We start from the raw sequence: 23,576 nt of genomic DNA, 5'->3' as shown, positions 1-23,576 counted from the left end.
CTCCATTTGCACAATTTTTAGTTTAAGGAATCTATAATGAGTGGCTCACTTTATAATGACAACTTCTACGATAAGCAATGCCAAGAAAGCTTTGAAAGTGCACTTATTGTTCTTACAAAGCTTCGTGAGTTGTTAGCAGAGAATATAGAGTTAAGTTCAGTGGTCGATTTTGGTTGCGGGGTAGGGAGCTGGCTTGCTGCCGCAAAACAAGTGAGCTTTGAGACTGTTTTAGGTACAGATGGTGACTATGTGTCTCGTGACAAGCTTATGATAAGTAAGCACGAGTTTATTGCTAACGATTTATCTAAACCCTCAAGTATAGCGTTGCCATTAGTAAAATGTGATTTGGCTATTACGTTAGAGGTTGCAGAGCACCTTCCTGAAGACGCTGCTGATGATTTTGTGACAAAAATAACATCCATGTCAGACCTTATTCTTTTTTCAGCTGCTATACCTTATCAAGGTGGACATGGGCATGTTAATGAAAACTGGCTGGAGTATTGGGAAGACAAATTTAAAAGTAATGGATATGTTGCCGTCGATTTATTGAGGCCTACGCTTTGGAATAATAAAAAGGTTTGTTGGTGGTATAGGCAGAACCTGATTGTTTTTATCAAAACTGATAAGTTGAGCTGTTTGCCTACAGGCACTCCAATCAACCTCCCTTTAAGTATCATTCATCCTGAGCAATATCTATTGGCGGTTCATCGAGAAAAAACTTCTCGTAACTTTTCGTTAAAACAGGATATTAGCTACCTCAGTGCTTTCAACGATAAAGACGAAGTTGAGCCTCAAAGTTATGGAAAAGAATATTCCTATACAGAAACCGAAAGCAAAGTCATTGATACTATTGAGGACTTAGAAGCCTATGCAGAACAAGAAGGTGATGCAGTTCTATTAGATGCACTGGCTCCTATTAAGCATCAGTCTTTTGATTTAAAAGCTTTTAAAGCTTCAATTCGTCCTAGTCATAACTCTCCAGATTTTCTTTGCGTAGGGGCCCAAAAATCAGGGACTACTTGGTTATATGAAGTGTTGAAACAACAAAAAGGCATATGGATGCCACCGCTTAAAGAATTAAATTTTTTTAATCAATTAACGTTTAAAAGCGATAGTGCCTATTCCGGTGTTTGGAGACGTGAAGCGGCATTAAAGCGTTTACATCAAGCTACTAAGAATCCAAAAGTTGACGAAAAGTGGTTAGACTTTCTTTTTCATCTTTGTAAGAAAAAAGTGGATCTAGATTGGTATTCAGATATCTTCAAAAAGTGTCCTAACGGAAAGCTTAGTGGCGAGATAACACCTGAGTATATGATGCTGCCTGTAGAGGGTGTACGCGCGATTAAAGCTTTGAATCCTAACGTAAAAATCATTTTTATCTTAAGACACCCATTAGAAAGGATTAAATCACACTTAAAAATGATTAAGGGCCGCTGCCCAAATATCAGTGATTCGTTGTTAGTTTCTCTCGCCCAAAATGAAAGTGTTTTATTTCGCTCTTCCGAGTACGATAAGCTAGTGAGAAATTGGTTAACTGTCTTCGATAGAGAGCAGTTGTTTATAAGTGATTATGATTCATTAAATAAAGCCCCTTGTGACTTTTTTAATGAATTAAAAAGATTTTTAGATGTAAATTTAATAAATGACATACCGATATTCAATAGGCGAATTCATGTTTCGAGCCATAATAGTGAGCATTTTCCAATAAATTTAGAAAAACTTGACGAGCAATATCAACTTGTTAATTCGTGGCAAAAAGTAGATTTTGATTTTGTCGGTTAAAGACTTTTCAATTTTTAGACACTTCAAAAAAGAATAATTAACTGATCTTCCGCCAGTTTTGTAGACACTTAGCTTGCCTGTTAATATGTATTTTCATATTCATCTGGAGACACATTGTAATCCCCCCATTTTAAGTAGAAGTCATTTGTAGAAATTCTTTAAGCCGCTCTCAATAGTTGTTTAGGTGGTACACCACCAATAGCCATATTAGGTCGTTCATTGTTGTAAAGCCAGAGCCAGTTAGTGGCTAAATCCTAGCTTGTTCAACACTTTCAAATATGTGTAAGTCTAACCATTCATGCCGTGCAGTTCGATTAAATCGTTCAACATAGGCATTTTGTGTGGGGTTGCCCGGTTGAATGTAGAGTATCGTTATCTGATGTTCATTAGCCCACTTTATCATCTCGTTCGATATATATTCAGGTCCATTGTCACAGCGTATAGTAGCAAGTTTACCACGCCATTCAATCACTTGTTCTTGCGAACGTATGACTCTAGTACTTGGCATCGATAAGTCCACATCGATTGCCAGACCTTCACGATTGTAATCGTCAATGACATTAAATGTACGCAGTGATCGCCCATCCGCTAAGTTGTCGGACATAAAGTCCATCGACCAGACCTGATTGACTACCACAGGCACACTCAGCGCGTCAGGTTTATCCCGCTTGATCCTTCGCTTGGGCTTGATCCGTAAATTCAGCTCCAACTCATGGTATATGAGATACATGCGTTTGTGGTTCCAACGCAATCCTTTTACATTACGCAGATACAAAAAGCACAAACCAAAGCCCCAACGTTTGTGAGTTTTGATCAGTCGCAGTAACCAGTCCGCTACCTGAGCATTTTTACCACTCAATTTCGCTTGATAATGATAGCAACTTGCACTTATTCCTAGACTCTCACAAGCAACGCGAATACTAATGTTGTAATGCTTCACAGCGCTTATCGCCATCTCCTTGCGCTGGGATGGCTTTACAACTTTCCCTCAAGTGCATCCTGCCTGAACTGAGATTTAAGACATTCCTCAGCATACATTTTTTTAAGATGATTATTTTCAGCTTCCAGCTCTTTGAGTCGCTTCATCATCGACGCATCCATCCCGCCGAACTTTGCTCGCCATTTATAAAACTGTGCCGAACTCATGCCATGTTCTCGGCAAAGGTCTGCAACAGCTACACCAGTTTCATTCTGTTTCAATATTGCCATGTAGTGGCATAGTTAATTTGGCCACCTAACTAGAAATGTTATGCTGGTAGCACAGCAAGATTAGGTGAAAAAAATGAAGACAAAGAAACGACCAACGTATAGCCCTGAGTTTAGGTTGGAAACGGCGAACTTAGTTGTTGACCAAAATTACAGCCAGGAAGAAGCAGCCAAAGCAGTTACCGATGACGCCTGAGCAGATTGAAATTCGTGATTTAAAGAAGCGTCGCGCGCGTGCTAAGTTAGAGAAGGAGATATTAAAAAAGGCTACCGCTCTGTTGATGTCGGACTCCATGAACAACTCTCGCTAGTCGAGGAACTGAGTCAGAGCGATGAGCGCCGTTATCCAGTAAAGTTGCTGTGTGAAGTATTTGGAGTTCACCGCAGCACCTATAGATATTGGCATGGGCCAGATAAGTGGCTTACACCCGTGCGAGCTAAGCTACACTGTCAAGTGAAAGAAGTGTATCGACAAAGCAACGGCTCGGCCGGTGCTAGAACAGTGGCCGTCATGGCAACGAATAATGGTTTTACATTAACGCGTTATCGGGCTGGCAATATTATGAAAAAGTTAAGTTTGGTGAGTTGCCAACTTCCCCAACATCCTTACAAAAAAGCCACTCAGGAGCACGTGGCAATCCCTAATATATTGGAACGGCAGTTCGCTGTCACTGAGCCTAATCAAGCGTGGTGTGGCGATATGACGTACATATGGACAGGTACTCGATGGGCGTACTTAGCAGTAGTTTTAGATTTATTTGCACGGAAACCAATTGGCTGGGCCATGAGTCATTCGCCCGTTAGTAATTTAACTTGTCAGGCCTTAACAATGGCTTTTGAAAGCCGTGGTAGGCCTAAAAATGTCATGTTCCATAGCGATCAGGGGAGTCATTATACAAGCCGTCAATTTAGACTGCATATATGGCGTTATCGGTTAACTCAAAGTATGAGCAGACGAGGTAATTGTTGGGATAATGCGCCAATCGAAAGATTTTTTAGAAGTTTAAAAACGGAATGGATACCAACAACTGACTTCACAAGTTTTAATGAAGCAATAAACAGTATTACTGATTATATAATTGGATATTACAGCGAGCTAAGGCCGCATTCATATAACGGTGATTTAACACCAAATGAATCGGAAATGAGATACTGGAAATATTCTAAACATGTGGCCAAAAAGACTTGACCACTACACCAGGATCTGGCTGTCTGTATATCTCGATTTATGCATAAAAACTCCTCCGACTTTCTGGGGGGGGATTACGTGTCTGGATGCACAATAACTAAAAGCACCAATGGTAAATAAAACACCATTATCTACTCTTGAATATTCCTCTAGTTCTAATCTAGCGGGAGCATGGTACTTCAGATTTAGCTATTAATCCTGGACTGAACGAGCCGATAACATAAGACTTCAGTTTTGATAGCAGTTTATTAGTTATTTTGATTTTATGTAGCATTAAGATAAATGTCCTAAATTGTTAATGCTGCTGATTATTTGAATATGAAATTACGTATTTCATGAAAATTAGAAACTAATTCCTTGTTGCTTTTAGCTTTTTTAACATAATTACTTTCGATATTCTTTAAATTAATATTAATGAAGCTGGAAAGTAAGGAAATTGTGTCATCTGTTAATGAGTTTTTTTTAAAAGCCTTTTCGTAAGAAATTTCTAAATGTGGTGAGGTTTCGAGAAAACTTTGAACATCATTCTTTTGTTTTATATGGTTTTGATAAAATCTGAAAACATCTTTCTTGTCTAACGTTAAGTTGCCAATAGGGGATTCGCTATCAGTATAATGATATTGTTTGTTTTTTCGGGCTATAGCTAAAGATAGTGCGATTTCTAATGAATCTTCTCTTAGTAGATGTACGATTTTTACTTTTCTCATTTTGCAGTATTTTATAAAGAATGGTTCTACATCCTCCGACATAAAAAATGTATGTAAGTTATATAGCACGTCATATTTTACATCTATAAGAGGCTTTTTATTGTGTCTGTTAGACTCATTTCTTAGTGCCTCAAAATACAAGTCAAAAAATGCAACACGGTTTTCAAAAAGTGGATATACCAATTTTGAATTTTGCTGAATAACTTTTTCGAAATAGTTATAAACTCCAAGTTCCATTTGTGTGCGTTGAGGAGCAAAAATTTCTCCAAAATTGAAATATTTATCTGATGCTTCAAATATACTTCTTAGAGCAGTCGTTCCAGAACGTTGAAACGCAAGAATTAGTGTGAAATCACTATAATCTTTTTTCATTATTAATCTTCTCTTTTAATGTTACGATTAATTTCCCCAAAGGGGTATTCACGTTAACATCGTTTAGTTTGCTAGTTACTGTAGCTAAAGATTCTTCAGTTTTTTTTAATTGGTTTAAACCATCAGCTAGTAAGTAGTATTGATATTCAACGGATTCTGTCCTGTTAATTTTTGTTAAGGTGATTGCCGCTTCAATATTGATTTTAAATTGATATGCGTTACCTGCTTGTAAATAAGCATTAGCTAAAGACAAATAAGTTGCATGACGGGCAGGGTTAAAGAGTGTAGCGAGCTTATAATAATCTATCGCTTTATCGGGGTTTTTACTATGTATATTACGCCCTAAATTTTCATACAATATCGCTTTTACTGTTGAGTCAATATCTTCCCTTTGCTCAAGTATATTAATAACTAATTTTGCATTGAAATTGATTAACCCTGAAAGCATTTTTAAAATATGTGGGTATCGAATTAATTTTCCATTAATTGTTTTAAGAAGAGCTTCCCCTTTTAAAGTACTTGATAACAGTTTTTTGATCCCTAGGCTTTTTTCTAATTGAATAGGAACTTTATGGCCACAGTTAGGCAAAGAGATAATAGAAACATTAACTAGCTTTTCAAATGGAAATAGATCTTGGTAGTCTTTAGGAGAGTCTTCACCAAACACTAATACTATATGAGTGCTTGAATTTTTTGCAATTTCAACAATATTTGGAAGAACAATTTTAGAGAAGTCAAAGCTTGACAAATTTGCAGCATATCCTCCTGCTTTAGTTAAGTTTGTTTCGACGCCTGTTGCTATTACCTTTGACGCATTATTTAGACAGCCATAAAGCAAGGCTCCATACCCACCCATAGAACCTCCAAAATAAAGAGTGAATGGGTTATCTTTTCCTATACTTAATTCGTCTGTTAAGTTTCTTAAGAAATTTGCTAGTTCTTTTACAGTTTCTGCTAAATGTGGTATTCCAGAAAGGTACCAAGTATTACCCTTGCAATTCACGAATATTATGTTTGAATCGATTCCTTCTACAGCACTAGTGCCATTAAATTTACCTTCTGGAACATCAACGCTTGAAAAGTATACAATTGAATTGGATGATTTATTGTCAATAACTTTTATGTATGGAGAGTCATACTGCTTCATTACTTGTCAAATTCCGCAAGGGTTTTGCGTTTGTAGCTCTCACCGGTTTTTATAGGAAAATATGAGCCGGTAATATCTTTGAAATCTCTAAGTTGCTGAGTCTTAAATTTACCAGCGTTTTGATTGATGAAGTGTATAGCATAAAATATTGCGTTTTGATCAATCCACCAATTTGGTCTTTGATAGTCCCATAAATAAAAATGAGCATTTCTTAAAACATCTGCAAATTGATAACCTGGTTTGTTGTTACTAATATACATGCATCCCGCCCAATACTTCCTCCATGGAACCATTCCCCAAGGGCCTCTGGTGTCAAAAACTCCGATATCATATCCTTCCAGATAATCATATAAAGGCTGAAGTTTTTCATTGATGTAAGCGTCTGCATCCATTATGAGAATACTATCATTTAGCATTTTAATAATTTCATTTGCTCTTATAAATCTAACTGAGGCGAAATAAGCTTTGTCACGAATAGGTGTATTTTCAATGCTAACTGAGGTACCAACATTGTCATAACTGTCTTTGAATAAGTAGCTTTCATATTCTACATAATCGGGGTCAACAATATGAAAATGGATATTCGTGGGACAGTTGGCGCTTTGTATGACAGAGCTAATAATATTTTCGTGAAATGCTTGATAATATCGTTTGTCACAAGTCACAAGTATTGTTGGATTTAAAGTTTCAATTCTGTTGTCAAAGACGAAGTTTAAAGGTGCCAAATCGTACTGAAAAGTAGCCTCAGCCATATCTTTATTATGGTAGGGTTTGCAAGTTCTAGCCCCTATATCCCAACCATAAAGATCAAAATTGTCTTTGTTTACAAGCGTTGAAAATAATTCTAAGCTATTATTCGTTTTCCCTTCACAAAAAAGTTCTATCGCTTTGTAATATTCCGTATATGCAGTGCTATATTCAAATTGAGAAATTTTTTCTTTGAACTTAGCTTTCAGCGCATAGTAATTTTCATTTAAATAAAATACGTCAGCAAACCCAGTCCATGATTTGGCGTCAAAAAGTAGTCCACGATTAATGATAGAGTATAGATAGTTGTTCCACGCTATATCACTGTTAAACAAAGCCAAGTGCTTGAACAATGTTTCTTCTGTGTTATCTGAAAATTCTTGAATAGATAATTCTCTAGATAAAGGAACCAAATTAGAATTGGATTTCCATATTTCATAATAGTTTTTCTTCATAATACCCTAAATCTTTCTTTGTTTTCTTTATACCAACTACTATTGGCTTTTTGATGCTCTACAACTGAACCAATTGCATCTTTGCTTATTTTAAATTGTTTTCCTACATGTACTCTTTGGTTAACTTCTGCCTTAAATTTGCTGCTGTCTACTTGTAAAAATAACGATAGAGATTCAAGACAACTTTGAGGTGATGCTTTAAAATCATCAGACAGGTATATTTTCAGATTGTTAGAATCAAAGCTGCGAGAGTATTTTTCAATTATAGAAGCGTAGTTTCCTCTTTCTATAACGTCCCAATCTGAGGAAGCTGAAATAACAAACCTATCAATTACCTCTTGGTCTGCTTCTGATAAACTATTTTGTAAAAGCCTCATTTGTATACCTGATATCGCTCTTTCAACGGGATCTCTTATAACTAGTATTATCTTTAAGTTTGGATAAAATTTAGAAATTTCATTTATATGTTTTTGATTTAATAATGAATATTCAGGTGACATTTCACCTTTACAAGTATTGGGAAGGGCATAGTCAAAAACTTTATTATACCAATTATAATCAACCTTAACCGGCTCTCCAATATGGACTGATAAACGAACTTTGTTCCAATTGATATTTTCTTTGTTTGATATTGCGTATTCAATGCTTTTTAGAGCGTGATTTTTTCTATGTGCACGAGTCCACTTAAAAGCTTCTGACATGTAATAAGAATTAAAAAATTGTAATTCTTTAACTGGTGGCGTCCAGATGTCCGGGTGACTCTTAAACATCTTATCTAGCCAAGTAGTTCCAGCTTTTTGAGCCCCAATTACTAAAAAATCTGGTTTTGCCATATCTTTCTCAATCTAAAATAGTTAATGAAGTGCCCAGCAGGGTATTGTTAATAAAGCGCTCCCATGCAGGGAAAAATTGATGTTCATAATCTCCGACAACATTGTTCTTTTTTTGGAATAATAGTTGTGGTTGATATATGTTACGGATATCAATTGCGTATTTTTCTGCGATTTCTAAAAAAATTTGTTCACAATAATTTAAGTCACTTTCTTGTTTGTTTACAAATATTGTTCGAGGGAGTGCATTCGATTTTGTAATGGTATTGTCAATATCTTTAAGTGTCTTGAGGTTTACGTTTTTCTTAACAAGCCCAATGCTCAAAACGTTTAAGAGGTTTTTAGATACATCATTAATTATGTCGCCAATTATCCACACTTCATCAACTTTACTGTTGAATTCAGGTTTTTCAACATTTATATGGCCGATTGATGGGAAGTATAGCTCATCATCCGTAGTGCAATAAGAGTTATACTTGATATAACGAGTTTCTTCTAAGTGCTTAATCTTGCATATCGAGACAATTTTGAGGTCGTCTAATAATTTAATCGAGGGGAATTCTTCAATCAAATTTAATAGTAAACTAGGTTTGAAATATTCTAAAGTTTCTTCTAATTCATGTTCAGACATAAACCTAATAAAGCTAGCGTGAGGTCTTGCTTGATTAGGCCTTCCTAGTATGATGAACATAGCGTTATCAAAATTCCAGTTTATAACGTCGATTTTAGCTTGTGCTATGTAATGGGCTAAAGCTTTAGGATTACCATATTGTAGAGGTATCAAAACAAAGGTTGTTTTTTGTTTAACAATACGTTTTTTTAGCTCAATGAGTTCTTGGGATATTGCGTTTTCTGTCGATTGATGTGATTCGAAAGACGCTACTTTTAGTGCTTCAAGTTCTTTATTATCGTAGCCTAGCTCTACCATTCTTATTGCCATTTTTTCAAATGATTTGAGCTCATGGTATTCATGGCACGGCGTAAACCCTTCCATCGCATGTTCGTGTGCCAACATAGGTTTTGTATGCGATAAGGCTTCCGCTACTTTTATTTTTAAGCCTGTGGAAAACTCCATAGGAATGATGGCAGCATGGATACCGTCATAGAACTCATCAATGCTATCCACGTACCCAACAGATTTAAAAAATGGGTTATCAATAATTTCAATATCGTTGCATATTGAGCCGGCTATGTTGATCGTTATTGGCGCACAGTATTTAGTAAATATTGGTGTGGTTTGCTCGATAAATCGAGATATATTTACTCTATTTATATTATTGTTGGCTCCAATAAACCCAAATAAAGTACCGTTATTGAATTCAGGGTGAGTAGACTCTCTTTTTTCGTCAATATGAAGTAATGCTGCAACTTTAGCAGTTGTTCCCATATTAATAAAATCTACAGCTTCTTCCTGCTTTATTGCCCAGACTAAATCTGCTCGATTCAGTGCCAACACTTCCTGTTCTTCAGTCGTATGAAAAAACTCTTTATCAATACCTTGGTTTGCTAAAAGTTGACGTCTGCCACTAAATTTGTCGTGGGTATCTAATACTTTATATGTTTGTTTAGGGGCTAAAGAGAGTGCTTTGCTTAGCCAGGTATAATTGACTAAGCATAAGTCATACTCACGGGCTGCAAAGGTTTTCGATAAATGATTCTCAAGGGACCAATCCCACCACTCATCTATTTTATGGTCTTCGCCTTCTTTAGGCCAGTCATGTAGTGGTTTTGACGGCCATACATGGTCAACTATATCCCACTGAGAATCCATTTTTTTTCTAGTTTCTGTAGGGATATATTCGCGCCAGTCACCTTCGCTAGCATAATGCACAAAGTGAATTTCAAACCCAAGCTCTTTAAGTTTTGAGCACACACTAAAGATACGTTTTCTGTTCCCATAATTTAAAGGCCATGTAGGAGTAGGGGCTACTATTAATGCTCTTAGTTTGCTGTTATTCGACATTTTCCAAATCCTCTAACCCGTCGAACCCAGCTAATGTTAATGCTGTATTGGCATATATTGCCGATAGTTGCCATTCAAATAACCCGGAGTCTTCGGTTTTAAAGTAAAGCCCTTGAATATTTCGGTAAATAGGCGGTAGGCTACAAAGATAATTTTTGAAGTTATCTAACATGCCAGGTAATTGGTCTTCAATAGAGGATGGGTTCAACATAAAATCAGAAGCAGCTTGCCAAGCAGCCCTTCTCCTAAACCAGTCACGGCGCAGACGATTTTTTTCTACTAAGTGGTCCACGCTTGCAAGGGGGTTATATACTTCTTGGTATTTACTTTGTCTTATGAATTCTAAGATTTCATTTTCTTCATTTGAGAGTAAAATTTGACCTGAACCTTTTCGCCCTAAGTTTGTGCTAAATCCACCAGCTTCCATCAATACATTTTTTGCAAAAGAGATATTGGCACCGGCAAACCATTCATCTTTTGCAGCAATTCTTAGGTTTCCACCCCATTCAACCACAGAAACGTTTCCAACTAGGGCATCTCCAAGCCATGTAGGTCTTGGTATTTCCCAAATTGGTGATATACGCCCTCCTACCACACCAACATTCTCGAAGCTATTAAACCCCTTTAAAACTTCTTCCAACCATTGTGGTTCAGCAATTGCGTCATCATCTAAATAAGAAATGAAATTTGACTTGGCTAATTTGCAACCAACATTTCTTGCGTTCGATAATCCTGGGGTTTTCTCGAATACATAGGTTAGGTTTTCAATGTCAGAAAATTCTTTTTTACATATTGCACCTTCGCCATTTTCTGCATTAGGTGTGTTATCAATGATGAGAATTTCATACTGTGAGCTTGCTAAGGTTTGTGACGTTAGGCTTCTAATTGCTTTTCGGAGAACGTCATATCTAGCATAGGTACAAATGATTGCTGATATCATTGACATCTAAAGTACCTCTAGTTGATGGAACGCAACTCCCAGTTTACGATTATCTGTAGATGTATTATCTAATTCTGAAGGAGAAAATAAGTGAGGTATAAACATGCTAATCAAAGTATCTTGTACTCTTTGACTAGTGGGTAATGACGTAATCAACTCAACCCCTTCACCCCTTGGCTCTACATCATAATCAACAAGTTTTCCGTCGATATAAATTTTAATAGAAGTGAGTATTTCTGGCTTAATTGTTTTGACAACAAATAGGCGTAACGTACGGTCTTTGGTGCGATCGATAGGAATGTGAAAGTTATTTAAACGCTCAGGCCCGGTCCAACGAATATGTCCACCATCACCATATGGTTCAGATTGATAGAAGTTATCTCCTATGGGAACAACATCGCCAGCCTTAATTATCACCCTTGGTAACTTATTGCGACTTATTAATGTAACTTCAGGCATGCTAAAAAACAATTCGCTGTTCTGAATTGATTTTTCTAGTAATGCCAACTGTTTACTTTGACTGTTAGATAATGCATGTAGCCAAGCTATTTTTTCTAGGAGGAATACTACTTTTTCTGCTGCATTTTTAGAGGCTAATTCTTTAGCCATACCATCTAAAATGATATCGTCGTCACTCATTTTAATTAAACCTTATCGATTAAACTAATGCTAAAAGCACTGCTTTTTAAAGCCGTTGAAATACAAAATCACTGCCATTCTCTAATAAATATTCATTTATGTCCAACACCCTAAACTTAGCCCCAATTGTTATTTTTGATATGAGATTAAAAACTATTTTTTTGCAAAAGATCTTTTGTTATCTTATTCACTATTTCAAATAATCTCATACTTCAATGTCATGGGGAAATTATTCAATCGACTAGAATAGTTTTATTTTTAGCATAAAAAACCTTTATACTCTTCGACCTAACTAATGCACATATATATGCTTTCGCATAGTCGAAAGTTGAGGGAAATAATGCGAAGAGGAATAATATTGGCTGGAGGTTCTGGCACTCGCCTTCATCCATTGACTAAAGTAGTTAGCAAGCAACTGATGCCGGTTTATGATAAGCCGATGATCTACTATCCGTTATCTACATTAATGATGTCGGGTATCAAAGATATTTTAATTATTACAACTCCGCAAGAACAAGCGAGGTTTATCGAGTTATTGGGTGATGGCTCAAACTGGGGTATTAATCTTCAGTATGCTGCTCAACCTTCCCCAGATGGATTAGCTCAGGCTTTTTTAATTGGTGAGCAATTTATTGGTAATGATAGTTGTACTTTAGTTCTTGGTGACAATATTTATTATGGGCACGATTTACAAGTATCATTAAAAAACGCTAACGAGCAATCAATTGGTGCGACAGTTTTTGGTTATCATGTAAATGATCCTGAACGCTATGGTGTGGTGGATTTTGACGAAGGTTGGAATGCATTGTCTATTGAGGAGAAGCCGACTATTGCGAAGTCCAATTATGCTGTAACCGGTTTGTATTATTACGATAATCGTGTAGTAGATTTTGCGAAAGAGGTGAAGCCCTCACACCGTGGTGAGTTAGAAATTACTGACCTAAATAATCTATATCTACAAGATGGTACGTTAAAGGTAGAATTAATGGGGCGTGGTTCAGCATGGTTAGATACAGGCACACTCGATAGCCTTTTGGACGCTGCCAATTTTGTAGCTGCAATTGAAAAGCGTCAAGGCCTAAAAATTTGTTGCCCAGAAGAAGTTGCATTTAGAAAAGGATTTATTGATGCCGAGCAAGTCTCAATGTTAGCAGCGCCTTTGGTGAAAAGTGGTTATGGTAGTTATTTACTAAAAGTGATTAGTGATAGAATTAAATAACTGTTTTCTATTCAAATTTCCTGCCTGTAATATTTATGGAACTATTCTCTAATGCAAATAATTAAAACTGACATCGCTGATGTTAAAATCATAGAGCCACGTGTGTTTGGTGACGAGCGTGGTTTTTTTATGGAAACCTTTCGTACGGATTGGTTTAAAGCCGAATGCGCCGATGTTGATTTTGTCCAAGACAACCACTCTAAATCTAAGCAAGGTATTTTGCGCGGCTTGCATTATCAATTAGAACAAACGCAGGGAAAGTTGGTGCGTGTAGTGGCTGGGGAAGTCTATGACGTAGCGGTTGATATGCGTAAAGATTCGGCAACCTATGGTAAATGGGTGGGAGTGTTACTTTCAGCTGAAAACAAACGCCAACTGTGGGTACCCGCAGGTTTTGCTCATGGCTTTTACGTAACTAGTGAGTCGGCTGAGTTTGTGTATAAGTGCACCGACTATTATCACCCAGCATCAGAAGTCTCTGTAAAATACGATGATCCTACTTTGGGTATTCAATGGCCGCTAGTAAATGGTCAAGCGCCGTCATTGTCTGGCAAAGATGATGAAGGTACTGCGTTTGTTGACGCGCCTACGTTTTAAGGATTGAATATGACGCAATTAGTGGTAGTTGGCAAAAGCGGGCAGTTGGCTTGGGAAATTGCCCAACTGCATCCACAGGCAATTTGTTTGGGGCGCGATGATATTAACATTACATCTGCAAGTAGCATTGCCGCCACTCTTGAGCGGCTTAAACCGACGGCGGTGATCAATGCTTCTGCGTATACTGCTGTAGATAAGGCCGAAACTGATGAGGCCAATGCGTATGCGTTAAACGAAACGGCAGTGGCTAACCTTGCGCAATTTTGTAAAGCGCAGCAGATCTTTTTTGTGCATGTATCTACCGATTATGTTTTCAACGGCGAAAAAGGCGCGCCTTATACCGTTGATGATGCCATTGAGCCACAAGGTATGTATGGCAAAACCAAAGCGGCGGGTGAAGCCCAAGTTAAGGCAATCATCGCTGAGCAAAGTGCGATTATTCGCACCTCATGGGTGTATTCCAGTCACGGCAATAACTTTGTTAAAACCATGCTCAGGTTAATGGCAGAAAAATCGCAGTTAGGTGTTATTGACGATCAAATCGGCAGCCCCACTTGGGCAAAAGGCTTGGCACAAGCCTGTATCGAAGCCGCTACTCAGCAGTTAGCCGGTGTATTCCACTGGTCTGACGAAGGCGTTTGCAGTTGGTATGATTTTGCCCTCGCTATTCAGAAATTGGGTATTGATAAAGGCTTGCTTGATAGCCGTATTCCAATTAACCCCATTCCAAGTAGTGCCTACCCCACACCGGCCAAGCGCCCGCATTATAGTGTGTTAGATAAAACACTATCGCGTAGCAACTATAAAACACCACTTATTCATTGGCGCGAACAGTTATGCACCATGATGGACGAATTACATTAAGTACCTAATTAAAAGACGATTAACATGACAACAGCAAAAACAATTATTGTGACCGGCGGGGCGGGGTTTATTGGCTCTGCCGTGATTCGCCACCTTATTAACGACACTTCCCACAAGGTTATTAACCTCGACAAGCTTACCTACGCCGGTAATTTAGAGTCGTTAAAAACCGTTGCCGAAAACGAACGTTATTACTTTGAGCAAGTTGATATTTGCGATGGGCCTGAGGTTAAACGGGTATTAGAAACTTACCAGCCGGATATTATCATGCACCTCGCGGCCGAGTCACATGTGGATCGCTCCATCGACGGCCCGGGTGAATTCATACAAACAAATGTAGTGGGTACTTACACACTTCTTGAGCAGGCCCGTCATTTCTATGCCGCTCTTGAGGGCGATAAAAAGGCCGGCTACCGCTTCCATCATATTTCTACCGACGAAGTTTATGGTGACTTACCTCACCCTGATGATGTTGCTGCTGCGGGCACTGAATTACCTTTATTTACTGAACAAACCGCTTATGAGCCTAGCTCTCCATATTCAGCCTCAAAAGCAGCATCCGACCATTTGGTGCGCGCTTGGTTGCGAACCTTTAAATTGCCAACTGTTGTGACTAATTGCTCAAATAATTATGGGCCGTATCACTTTCCTGAAAAACTGATCCCCTTAGTTATCTTAAATGCCTTAGCCGAAAAACCATTGCCGGTGTATGGCAAAGGCAATCAAATTCGCGATTGGTTATACGTCGAAGATCACGCCCGAGCATTAGTGCTGGTGGCAACAACCGGAGAGATTGGCCAAACCTATAACATTGGTGGCCACAACGAAAAGCAAAATATCGAAGTAGTACACACTATTTGCGACATCCTCGACGACATTAAGCCAAGCAGTAACGGTAGTTACAAAAAACTGATCACTACAGTTGCCGACCGTCCAGGGCACGATATGCGTTACGCCATTGATGCGGCTAAAATTGCCAAAGAGCTCGGATGGACGCCAAAAGAAACTTTTGAAAGCGGCATTCGTAAAACCGTGCAATGGTACCTCGACAACCCCGAGTGGTGGCAAGCCGTGTTAGACGGCAGCTATCAAGGCGAGCGTTTAGGTATTCACTAAGTTATTTATAGGTAAATATATCTCTGTATGCAGATTTTTAATGGCTTGAAACAATTTACAGTGAGCGGAATTAATCAATTAAGTTTTAAAACAAGCATAGAAAAGTTGCTTTTTGATTTCAGTAAAAGAAAACCTAGTATTCATGAGAACATTGAATGTGTTTCATATCATATACCCAAGACAGCGGGAACATCTTTAAGGCTGTCTTTAGACCATGCTTATCATGCTAATTCAGTTTATGGGGCTTATAAAGAAAGTGGAGCAAAAGAGCTTTCTCGAGGAGATAATATTTGGCTGCCTAATAAGACTAAAGTTATTCATGGACATTTCAAAACACATGGAAATCATTATCAGTATTTTCCAAATGCTAAACATATTGTCTGGGTTAGAGACCCTATTGAACGAGCTTGGTCTTTGCTTGGGCACTTGCTTGCTGTGAAGCCGAATACACCACACTTTAATTTATTAAAATCTCGATACATTGATAAAGGAATATTAAATAAAGCGAAACTATTCCAATGTGTAGTGAAAGATGTTGAGCTGAGCACCCCATTTTTTGTCTACCACAGTTATTTTAAGCAAATATCTATAGATAAATTTAATTTTGTGGGTTCAATGCATAACATGAACAAGGATTTTACGCGTCTATCAGATGTGCTTGGTAAAACATTAATCGTCGAAAATCAAAATAGACGAACCAGCGCTAAAGACTTACCTGCAGAAGCCAAACGTTTAGAAAAGTTTTTTGCTAATGAGTATGAAATAGTCGCTAGCTATTTAAATAAGTAATGGTTTGAAGAATTCAAGGCTAACAATGGCAATTAAAAGATACCTAATGATGGGGGCTAAGTTAGGAATAGGTTGTTTTCCGAAGCCTGTAAGAAATTTTGTTAAAAAGAGCCCTGCTCTAACTTCTCTCTATAGCCGTTCGTTGCAAAAGTCTGGCTTGTTTTATGGTTTCCCTAGCCAGAGAAAATTGCATGCACTCTATGTCAATATAATTAAAAGCCAAGACCTAAAAATAACCAACATAATTCGTGACTCTGCAATTGTTAATCCTAAAATAGATGTTGTTATTTTTACTACAGAGAAAGGAGGGCTTGAAAGTACTCTTGCATCGTTAAGTACTCAAGTAGATTATATAAACACTGTATATTTAGTGAATCCCAAAAAGCACTATATTCAAAGTTCATATATGGCGTGTGACTTTGTAGTGATTGATGGCATTAGTTCGATTCAAAGAACCGAAAATTCAGTTCCATTACTTCTGCTTAATCAGGGGGATGTTCTTCATCCTCAAGCCTTGGCAATTTTAACGAGGCAAGACTTGGAAGGTGTTTTGTATACTGATTCTGATGAGATAAATGATGAAAGAGAAAGGTGTAATGCGCGTATGTTGCCGGCATGGAATCCTGACTATCAGTTATCCGCAGGTTATATAGAAACTGCCATCGTAATTTTACCAAAAATTATGGATATATTTCGTGTTAGCAATCATGTTTCTATCACTGCTTTTGTCGCATGCCTTTGTGGTAATAAATTTGATATAGCTATTAAGCATTTACCTTTGTCTCTTGTAAGTTATTCAGACTGCGATAAACGGAAGCTTAATGATCTCAAAGAGTTAGTAGATATTATTGAATGTATAGGAGCTAGTGCTAAGTTAGAGCGTAGTTGCTTAGTAAATAAGATCCAGTGGCCAATTAATAAAAATCCACTGGTTTCATTAATTATACCAACTAAAAATTCTAAAAATTTAGTTCAAAACTGTATTGAATCTATCTTAAGTAAAACAACCTACTCTAATTATGAAATATTATTAATAGATAATAATTCTGATGAAAAAGAGAGTTTAGAATACTTCGCGCTGTTATCTGCTTACCCTAAAATTACTGTGCTTAAGTACCCTTACCCCTTTAATTATTCTGCTATCAATAATTTTGCAGTGAAGCATGCGCAAGGCAGCGTAGTTGGGTTAGTGAATAATGATATTGAGGTTATCTCTGCCGACTGGCTTGATTTTATGGTTGGTCATGTTTTACGGGAAGATATCGGTTGTGTAGGGGCTAAATTGCTTTATCCCGATAATCGTATTCAGCATGCTGGCGTTGTGATGGGGTACGGAGGTGGCGCAGGTCATGCTCACAAATATTTTCCTCGTTATCACCCTGGTTATTTAAACCGTTTAATTGCCTCTCATAATTTCAGTGCGGTAACCGCGGCTTGTTTATTAGTTAAGAAATCTGACTATTTAGCCGTAGGCGGACTTAATGAAACTGATTTAACTGTTGCCTTTAATGACGTTGATTTTTGCTTACGAGTTTTGGAACTAGGCCGCAGAAATATCTATTGTGCTGAAGCAGAACTTTATCACCATGAATCAATATCTCGTGGACTTGATGATACCGCGCAAAAAAGAGCTAGATTTGAAAGTGAATTGGTTTATTTACAGGAGACTTGGCATGCCTACATAGAGCATGATCCCGCTTACAACCCAAATTTAACGCTCAATCGCGAAAATTTTTCACTTAAAGAATAGCTGAAAAATCTAAATCAAGAAAAGCACTGCCAGCACAACTCTCGCCCTCAGCAACATTCACTACTTTAACAGCTTGATATATACAAGAGCGCGACGGACATTGTATTCGCTGATGGCGGAGGCATACATGTATTGGAGTTGTTAGGTGAGTTGAATGCAAACATTTATATAATTGGCCGTCGTCCAATGTGTGAGGGAGTGTATACATGGATCTTGCAACTGTGGATAAAATCCTCTCACTTTTTTACTCAAGTTACGACATTACCTTTGCTATTTATTCCGAATAAAATAACCGAGCAGCCCACGGCTCTGCAATAAGCATGTTAGATCCTGAAATCTTAGTTGAGTTTTTAAATGTGAAGCTAGGCGTAGATACGACATCATTTAAACTACAAGAGTTTATTGAAACCGCTAAGCAGGATATCGCAATCATTACCAGAATCAGTAAGTAGTAAATGAGCTAGCAAAGTTAAATATGCTGGCGTCTTTTAGTAAACACCTCAAAAACTATTTACTGAATAGATCTTTTTTTAGCCTGATTGTTTATTTGTGCATCAGTCAGCACAATCTCTGATGTAATGCTCAATATTTTTGATATACTGCTCGGTTAGCGATATATCCAATTATCAATACCACATGAAATAGGTTGTTACCTCATTTGAATAATCAATTTACACCTATATCCAGAATTCATTTGCTAGAGACAATTGATTCTGTAGTAGGCATGGGCGTTTATATTGAGGACCAGCTCGATTGGGTGGTGCAATCGGTAGAGAGTGTCCTTTCTCAAAGTTATAAGAACTTTCAATTGGTATTGGTGCTAGATGGGGAGGTGAAAGAAGATGTGTTATATTTTCTTTCGCAGCTAAGTACTGAGCGAGACAACGTGCAATTGATTAAGTCTGCAGTCAATGTGGGGTTGAGTGCCTGCATGAATTTTGTCATCGATTGGACAATTGAAAACCTGCCTAGGGTAGAATATTTTTTCAGAATGGATGCAGATGATATTTCTCTTCCTGAGCGCTTTGAAAAACAAATAACTTTTTTAAAAAAACACAAAGACACTCAAGTATTGGGAACTTCTTTGGTTGAAATAAACGAGGACGGAAGAAAGGTTGGTAAACGTACGCTGCCTAAAAATCATGCAGATATATTTCGTATTTTACCTAAGCGGTGTGCAGTTAATCATCCAACAGTTGTGGTTAGAATGGAGGTGTTTAAAGCCGGTCATAGATACAACAAGGCGCTACAAAACACTCAAGATTATTTTTTGTGGATAGAACTGTGTGCTGCTGGGTATAAATTTGCCAACTTGTCTGAGCCATTGCTGGAATTTAGACGGGTTAATGATTTTTACAAACGTCGAGGGTTGAGTAAGTCGATTAATGAATTTAAAGCCCGCTTTTACACAATGAAACTGTTAAAACGTTTCAGTTTTGGTAATATTTCATATGCTTTTGCTGTGTTGTTTTTAAGGTTAATGCCCTCAAAAGTTGTTAAGATGGCCTATCAAGTGGACAGGTATTTTCTAAATAAGTCGGTAAAGAACGAGTGATTGGCGCAACAATAATCTTATACAAACCAGAGTTGGAAATGGTCAAGGCCTTACTTGAGGCAACGACTGAACAAGTTGATATAGTTAGTATTATTGATAACTCTCCGATACCCACCGATATTTCTTATGATAAAACAGCATTTCATTATCATCACTTTCCAAACAATATTGGAGTGGCAGCAGCCCATAATGTTGGCCTTAATGACCTTAAGTCTGCAGGATGTATGTACGGGTTGTTACTAGATCAAGACAGTCGTTTTGATGATGATTTTGCTTTTAGGTTATCTAGCCTATTGGTAGCCTCAAAAGTTCAAAAACGTCCGTTAGTCGCAATTGGCCCTCGCATCATATGCTCTTTTTCTGAAAAAACGGTTAAACCAAGAGTACAGCGTGAGGTAGCTATATATGATGATTTAGTCTGTGTTACTCAAATTATATCGTCTGGTATGATGATTGACTTAGCTAAACTTGATAATATTGGCTTCAAAGATGAATCTTTATACATAGATGGCGTGGATCATGAATGGTGTTGGCGTGCTAAACAGCATAACTTATTAGTTGCGATAGCAGACAAAGTTGAAATGGTACATCGGTTGGGTGATTCAAGAAGTAAATTTGCTGGTATAACCTACAAAGTAGGCTCACCAATTAGGTTATATTACCAGTTTCGTAATATTTTCATTTTATCAAGAAGAGGTTATGTCCCCTGGTATTGGAAGTTCAGAAATTTGGGCGTGTTACCTATTAGGTTCTTTGCTAATGCAGTTTTACAAAAAAACAGAACTCAGCGTATAAAGTTTATGATTTGTGGATTATGGGATGGTATTTGGAAGCGTCAAGGAGCATTTTCTGATAACTGGTGAATTGTATATAGAAGTTTATATTTCAAAGTGTTAATTTTTAATACAAATGTAGTAAATTTAAATTATAAGTATTGGTATCTGTTTAGGGAATAAATAATAATGAAAGTAACTGTGTTTGGAATTGGATACGTTGGCTTAGTGCAAGCCGCAGTGATGGCTGAAGTAGGTCATGATGTAATCTGTATTGATGTAGACCAAAAAAAAGTAGATAGATTGAAAGAAGGGCATATCCCTATCTATGAGCCTGGACTTACTCCACTAGTCACGTCAAATTATGAAGCTGGCCGTGTTGACTTTACTACCGATGCGGCTAAAGGTATTGAACATGGAGATGTGATTTTTATTGCTGTTGGAACTCCTCCTGATGAAGATGGTTCGGCTGACCTGAAGTACGTTCTTGCGGTAGCTGAAACTATTGCTTCTCATATGGAATCACACAAAATAGTGATTAATAAGTCGACTGTACCTGTTGGTACTGCTGATAAAGTGAGCGCTAAAATTACTGAGACACTTACAAAGTTATCTAAGTCTGTATCTTACGATGTAGTATCTAATCCAGAGTTTTTAAAAGAAGGGGCGGCTGTTAATGATTGCATGAGACCAGACCGTATCGTTTTGGGTACTGATAGTGAGATAGCAGAAAAAAAACTCAGAGAGCTGTATTCTCCATTCAATCGTAATCATGATAAAATTATAGTGATGGATATTCGAAGTGCTGAGTTAACTAAATATGCAGCTAATTGTATGTTAGCCACAAAGATTAGTTTCATGAATGAAATGTCAAACCTCGCGGAAGTATTTGGTGCTGATATTGAAAATGTGAGAAGGGGGATAGGATCAGATCCACGAATCGGTTATCAATTTATTTATCCGGGTTGTGGTTATGGTGGTTCATGTTTCCCAAAAGATGTGCAGGCGCTCGCTCGTAGTGCGACATCTGCTGGATATACCGCTAGAGTTTTAGAAGCTGTAGAAGAAGTTAATTACGCTCAAAAAGAAAAATTATTCGAATACATCTCTCGCCACTTCTCTGGGGACTTGAAAGGTAAAACGGTTGCTTTGTGGGGATTATCATTTAAGCCCAATACTGATGACATGCGTGAAGCCTCTAGTCGTGTATTGATGGAAAGTTTATGGGCTGCCGGAGCTTCAGTGAAGGCTTATGATCCTGAAGCAATGGAAGAAACTCAGCGTATTTATGGAAGTCGTCAAGATCTAGATTTAATGGGAACGAAAGAAGCCGCTTTAGAAGGCGCAGACTTTTTAGTGATTTGTACAGAATGGCAAGTGTTTAAGGCTCCAGATTTCGATTTAATGAAAGAAAAATTATCTATGCCGTTGTTATTCGACGGACGTAATCTCTTCGAGCCAGCTCGTATGATGGAATATGGTTTACATTATTACGCGATTGGTCGTGGTTTATCAGTAAAGGAACAATAAAATGAGTCAAGTAAAAAAAGCAGTAATTCCAGTAGCGGGATTAGGTACAAGAATGTTACCTGCTACTAAAGCTATTCCCAAGGAAATGTTACCAGTGGTTGATAAGCCACTTATTCAATACGTTGTTTCTGAGTGTGTTGCAGCTGGGATTAAAGAAATAATATTAGTTACTCACGCAAGTAAAAATAGTATCGAAAATCACTTTGACACAAGCTTTGAGCTCGAGGCTACTCTAGAAAAAAGGGTTAAGCGTCAGCTTTTAGAGGCCGTTCAAGCTATATGCCCAAAAGATGTGACCATTATGCATGTGCGTCAGGGTGTCGCTAAAGGGTTAGGGCATGCTGTCTTATGTGCAAGACCTATGGTTGGGGATGCGCCTTTTGCCGTAGTATTACCCGATGTAATTATTGACGAATATACTAGTAACTTGAAAAAAGATAATTTAGCGGACATGGTAGCTAAATTTAATACCAACCGTGTCAGTCAAATAATGGTGGAGCAAGTTCCACAAGAAGAGGTGAGTAAATACGGTGTAGTTGATCTAGAAGGGCTTGAGTTAACGCAGGGTGAGTCTGGAAAGATTTATGACATGGTTGAGAAACCAGCTTTAGAAGATGCGCCTTCTGATCTAGCAGTTGTTGGACGTTATGTGTTATCTGGGAAGATTTGGGGGCTGCTTGAGCTCACTCCACCTGGAGCTGGTGATGAAGTACAGTTAACTGATGCTATTGCTTCGTTGATGGAAACTGAGCAAGTCGACGCTTACTATATGAAAGGTAGAAGCCATGATTGTGGTAGTAAGCTTGGTTACATGACAGCAAATGTTGAGTATGCTTTACGTCATTCAGAGTTAGGGGATGAGTTTAGAGATTTCTTGACGGCTTTGAAGATATAGTTGATAGCCGCTCATTCTTTTGAATGGGCGGCCCTTCAGTTTTTTACTTATTTAGCTTTATTCTACCTTTTAGTTTTTTTACCATTTTATTTCCTATACCTTTAACATTTGTTAGCTCATCTAGGGTTTTAAATTTCCCATATTTTGTCCGGTAATCAATAATTGATTTTGCTTTTGCTGCCCCAATTCCTGGTAATGTTATTAGCTCTTCTAAGTGTGCAGTATTTATATTTACCTTGAAACTTTTTACCTCATTGACTTCACTTTTAACAGGGGCTGCCTGAACCATACTTGGTTGGTAAAACAAAATGTTTATGCTAAATAGTAAAGCTATCGTATATTTATTCATCATTAAATTCCTTGTAATAGATTAAATAGTAGGTGTATGTACATCGCTTTAACCATAGTAGAGCCATTAAAAATGGTAAAGTTTTTACTTTAAATTTCTATGAATTAAAGATTGTTAGCATAAAGTAAATATTTTATTTTTGTTGTGAGGCTTTGTGATTCG

General features: G+C 37.6%; 20 protein-coding genes and 2 pseudogenes. 13 read left to right on the top strand and 9 right to left on the bottom strand.

The genetic code is table 11. The annotated features are described in order from the left end of the window. The first annotated feature begins 36 nt into the window (after positions 1–36). Positions 37–1,782, top strand: a complete 1,746-nt coding sequence (locus ABJD71_RS12730) for a sulfotransferase (protein ID WP_348169796.1) — start codon at positions 37–39, stop codon at positions 1,780–1,782. Between the two features lie 158 nt (positions 1,783–1,940). On the opposite strand, the pseudogene ABJD71_RS12725 reads toward ABJD71_RS12730, so the two are convergent. Next, positions 1,941–2,991 (bottom strand): annotated as a pseudogene (locus ABJD71_RS12725) (IS3 family transposase). 73 nt (positions 2,992–3,064) lie between these two features. On the opposite strand from ABJD71_RS12725, the pseudogene ABJD71_RS12720 reads away from it, so the two are divergent. Beyond that, positions 3,065–4,177: pseudogene (locus ABJD71_RS12720) on the top strand (IS3 family transposase). A gap of 308 nt (positions 4,178–4,485) precedes the next feature. Here ABJD71_RS12720 and ABJD71_RS12715 read toward each other — a convergent pair. Genes ABJD71_RS12715 through ABJD71_RS12685 form a run of 7 tightly spaced genes read right to left on the bottom strand, consistent with a single transcriptional unit; the run spans position 4,486 to position 11,977 of the window. Then, positions 4,486–5,256: a hypothetical protein gene (locus tag ABJD71_RS12715; protein WP_348169793.1), complete on the bottom strand. Its 771-nt coding sequence runs from the start codon at positions 5,254–5,256 to the stop codon at positions 4,486–4,488. After that, positions 5,240–6,403 (bottom strand): hypothetical protein, encoded by a 1,164-nt coding sequence (locus ABJD71_RS12710; protein ID WP_348169790.1) that lies wholly within the window; start codon positions 6,401–6,403, stop codon positions 5,240–5,242. Before ABJD71_RS12710 ends, ABJD71_RS12715 begins: the two co-directional genes overlap by 17 nt. After that, positions 6,403–7,605, bottom strand: a complete 1,203-nt coding sequence (locus ABJD71_RS12705; protein WP_348169787.1) for a hypothetical protein — start codon at positions 7,603–7,605, stop codon at positions 6,403–6,405. The genes ABJD71_RS12710 and ABJD71_RS12705 overlap by 1 nt, the downstream gene beginning before the upstream one ends. Continuing rightward, positions 7,602–8,438, bottom strand: coding sequence for a sulfotransferase (locus ABJD71_RS12700; protein WP_348169784.1), 837 nt, complete (start codon positions 8,436–8,438; stop codon positions 7,602–7,604). The genes ABJD71_RS12705 and ABJD71_RS12700 overlap by 4 nt, the downstream gene beginning before the upstream one ends. A 7-nt stretch (positions 8,439–8,445) precedes the next feature. Next, the gene (locus ABJD71_RS12695; RefSeq protein ID WP_348169781.1) at positions 8,446–10,398 is read right to left on the bottom strand and encodes a hypothetical protein; all 1,953 of its coding nucleotides are present in this window, start codon (positions 10,396–10,398) and stop codon (positions 8,446–8,448) included. Further along, complete coding sequence (locus ABJD71_RS12690) at positions 10,388–11,344, bottom strand: glycosyltransferase family 2 protein (protein WP_348169778.1); 957 nt, start codon at positions 11,342–11,344, stop codon at positions 10,388–10,390. The genes ABJD71_RS12695 and ABJD71_RS12690 overlap by 11 nt, the downstream gene beginning before the upstream one ends. Further along, on the bottom strand, positions 11,345–11,977 hold the full coding sequence (locus ABJD71_RS12685; RefSeq protein WP_348169775.1) for a hypothetical protein: 633 nt from the start codon (positions 11,975–11,977) through the stop codon (positions 11,345–11,347). It abuts the gene before it with no gap. A 340-nt stretch (positions 11,978–12,317) separates the two neighbouring features. Between ABJD71_RS12685 and rfbA the strand changes: the two genes are divergently transcribed. The 11 genes from rfbA to galU all read left to right on the top strand — a co-directional run bounded on the left by rfbA (position 12,318) and on the right by galU (position 23,065). Further along, entirely contained in the window at positions 12,318–13,196 is an 879-nt protein-coding gene (gene rfbA, locus ABJD71_RS12680; protein WP_348169772.1) for a glucose-1-phosphate thymidylyltransferase RfbA, read from the top strand. Between the two features lie 51 nt (positions 13,197–13,247). Then, positions 13,248–13,793 carry a dTDP-4-dehydrorhamnose 3,5-epimerase gene (rfbC, locus tag ABJD71_RS12675; protein ID WP_348169769.1) on the top strand — a complete coding sequence of 182 codons (546 nt, stop codon included), beginning with the start codon at positions 13,248–13,250 and terminating at the stop codon, positions 13,791–13,793. A gap of 9 nt (positions 13,794–13,802) precedes the next feature. Next, on the top strand, positions 13,803–14,657 hold the full coding sequence (gene rfbD, locus ABJD71_RS12670; protein WP_348169766.1) for a dTDP-4-dehydrorhamnose reductase: 855 nt from the start codon (positions 13,803–13,805) through the stop codon (positions 14,655–14,657). A 24-nt stretch (positions 14,658–14,681) separates the two neighbouring features. Beyond that, positions 14,682–15,773, top strand: coding sequence for a dTDP-glucose 4,6-dehydratase (gene rfbB, locus ABJD71_RS12665; protein WP_348169763.1), 1,092 nt, complete (start codon positions 14,682–14,684; stop codon positions 15,771–15,773). 45 nt (positions 15,774–15,818) lie between these two features. Next, on the top strand, positions 15,819–16,562 hold the full coding sequence (locus ABJD71_RS12660; RefSeq protein WP_348169760.1) for a hypothetical protein: 744 nt from the start codon (positions 15,819–15,821) through the stop codon (positions 16,560–16,562). Positions 16,563–16,587: 25 nt separating this feature from the next. Further along, entirely contained in the window at positions 16,588–18,312 is a 1,725-nt protein-coding gene (locus ABJD71_RS12655; protein ID WP_348169757.1) for a glycosyltransferase, read from the top strand. A 320-nt stretch (positions 18,313–18,632) separates the two neighbouring features. Further along, positions 18,633–18,764 carry a hypothetical protein gene (locus tag ABJD71_RS12650; protein ID WP_348169754.1) on the top strand — a complete coding sequence of 44 codons (132 nt, stop codon included), beginning with the start codon at positions 18,633–18,635 and terminating at the stop codon, positions 18,762–18,764. A gap of 206 nt (positions 18,765–18,970) precedes the next feature. Further along, the gene (locus tag ABJD71_RS12645) at positions 18,971–19,867 is read left to right on the top strand and encodes a glycosyltransferase (protein WP_348169751.1); all 897 of its coding nucleotides are present in this window, start codon (positions 18,971–18,973) and stop codon (positions 19,865–19,867) included. Between the two features lie 38 nt (positions 19,868–19,905). Beyond that, a complete protein-coding gene (locus tag ABJD71_RS12640) occupies positions 19,906–20,730 on the top strand; it encodes a glycosyltransferase family 2 protein (RefSeq protein WP_348169748.1) in 825 nt (274 codons plus the stop codon). 99 nt (positions 20,731–20,829) lie between these two features. After that, positions 20,830–22,170 carry a UDP-glucose/GDP-mannose dehydrogenase family protein gene (locus tag ABJD71_RS12635; RefSeq protein ID WP_348169745.1) on the top strand — a complete coding sequence of 447 codons (1,341 nt, stop codon included), beginning with the start codon at positions 20,830–20,832 and terminating at the stop codon, positions 22,168–22,170. A gap of 1 nt (position 22,171) precedes the next feature. After that, positions 22,172–23,065: a UTP--glucose-1-phosphate uridylyltransferase GalU gene (gene galU / locus ABJD71_RS12630; RefSeq protein WP_348169742.1), complete on the top strand. Its 894-nt coding sequence runs from the start codon at positions 22,172–22,174 to the stop codon at positions 23,063–23,065. Positions 23,066–23,108: 43 nt separating this feature from the next. Here the strand turns inward: galU and ABJD71_RS12625 are convergent, their stop codons facing one another. Further along, on the bottom strand, positions 23,109–23,417 hold the full coding sequence (locus ABJD71_RS12625; RefSeq protein WP_348169739.1) for a ComEA family DNA-binding protein: 309 nt from the start codon (positions 23,415–23,417) through the stop codon (positions 23,109–23,111). Between the last annotated feature and the right edge of the window lie 159 nt (positions 23,418–23,576).

The organism is Paraglaciecola sp., from assembly GCF_039943935.1.
Lineage (GTDB): Bacteria > Pseudomonadota > Gammaproteobacteria > Enterobacterales > Alteromonadaceae > Paraglaciecola.
This window is presented reverse-complemented; position numbering and strand designations above follow the sequence as displayed.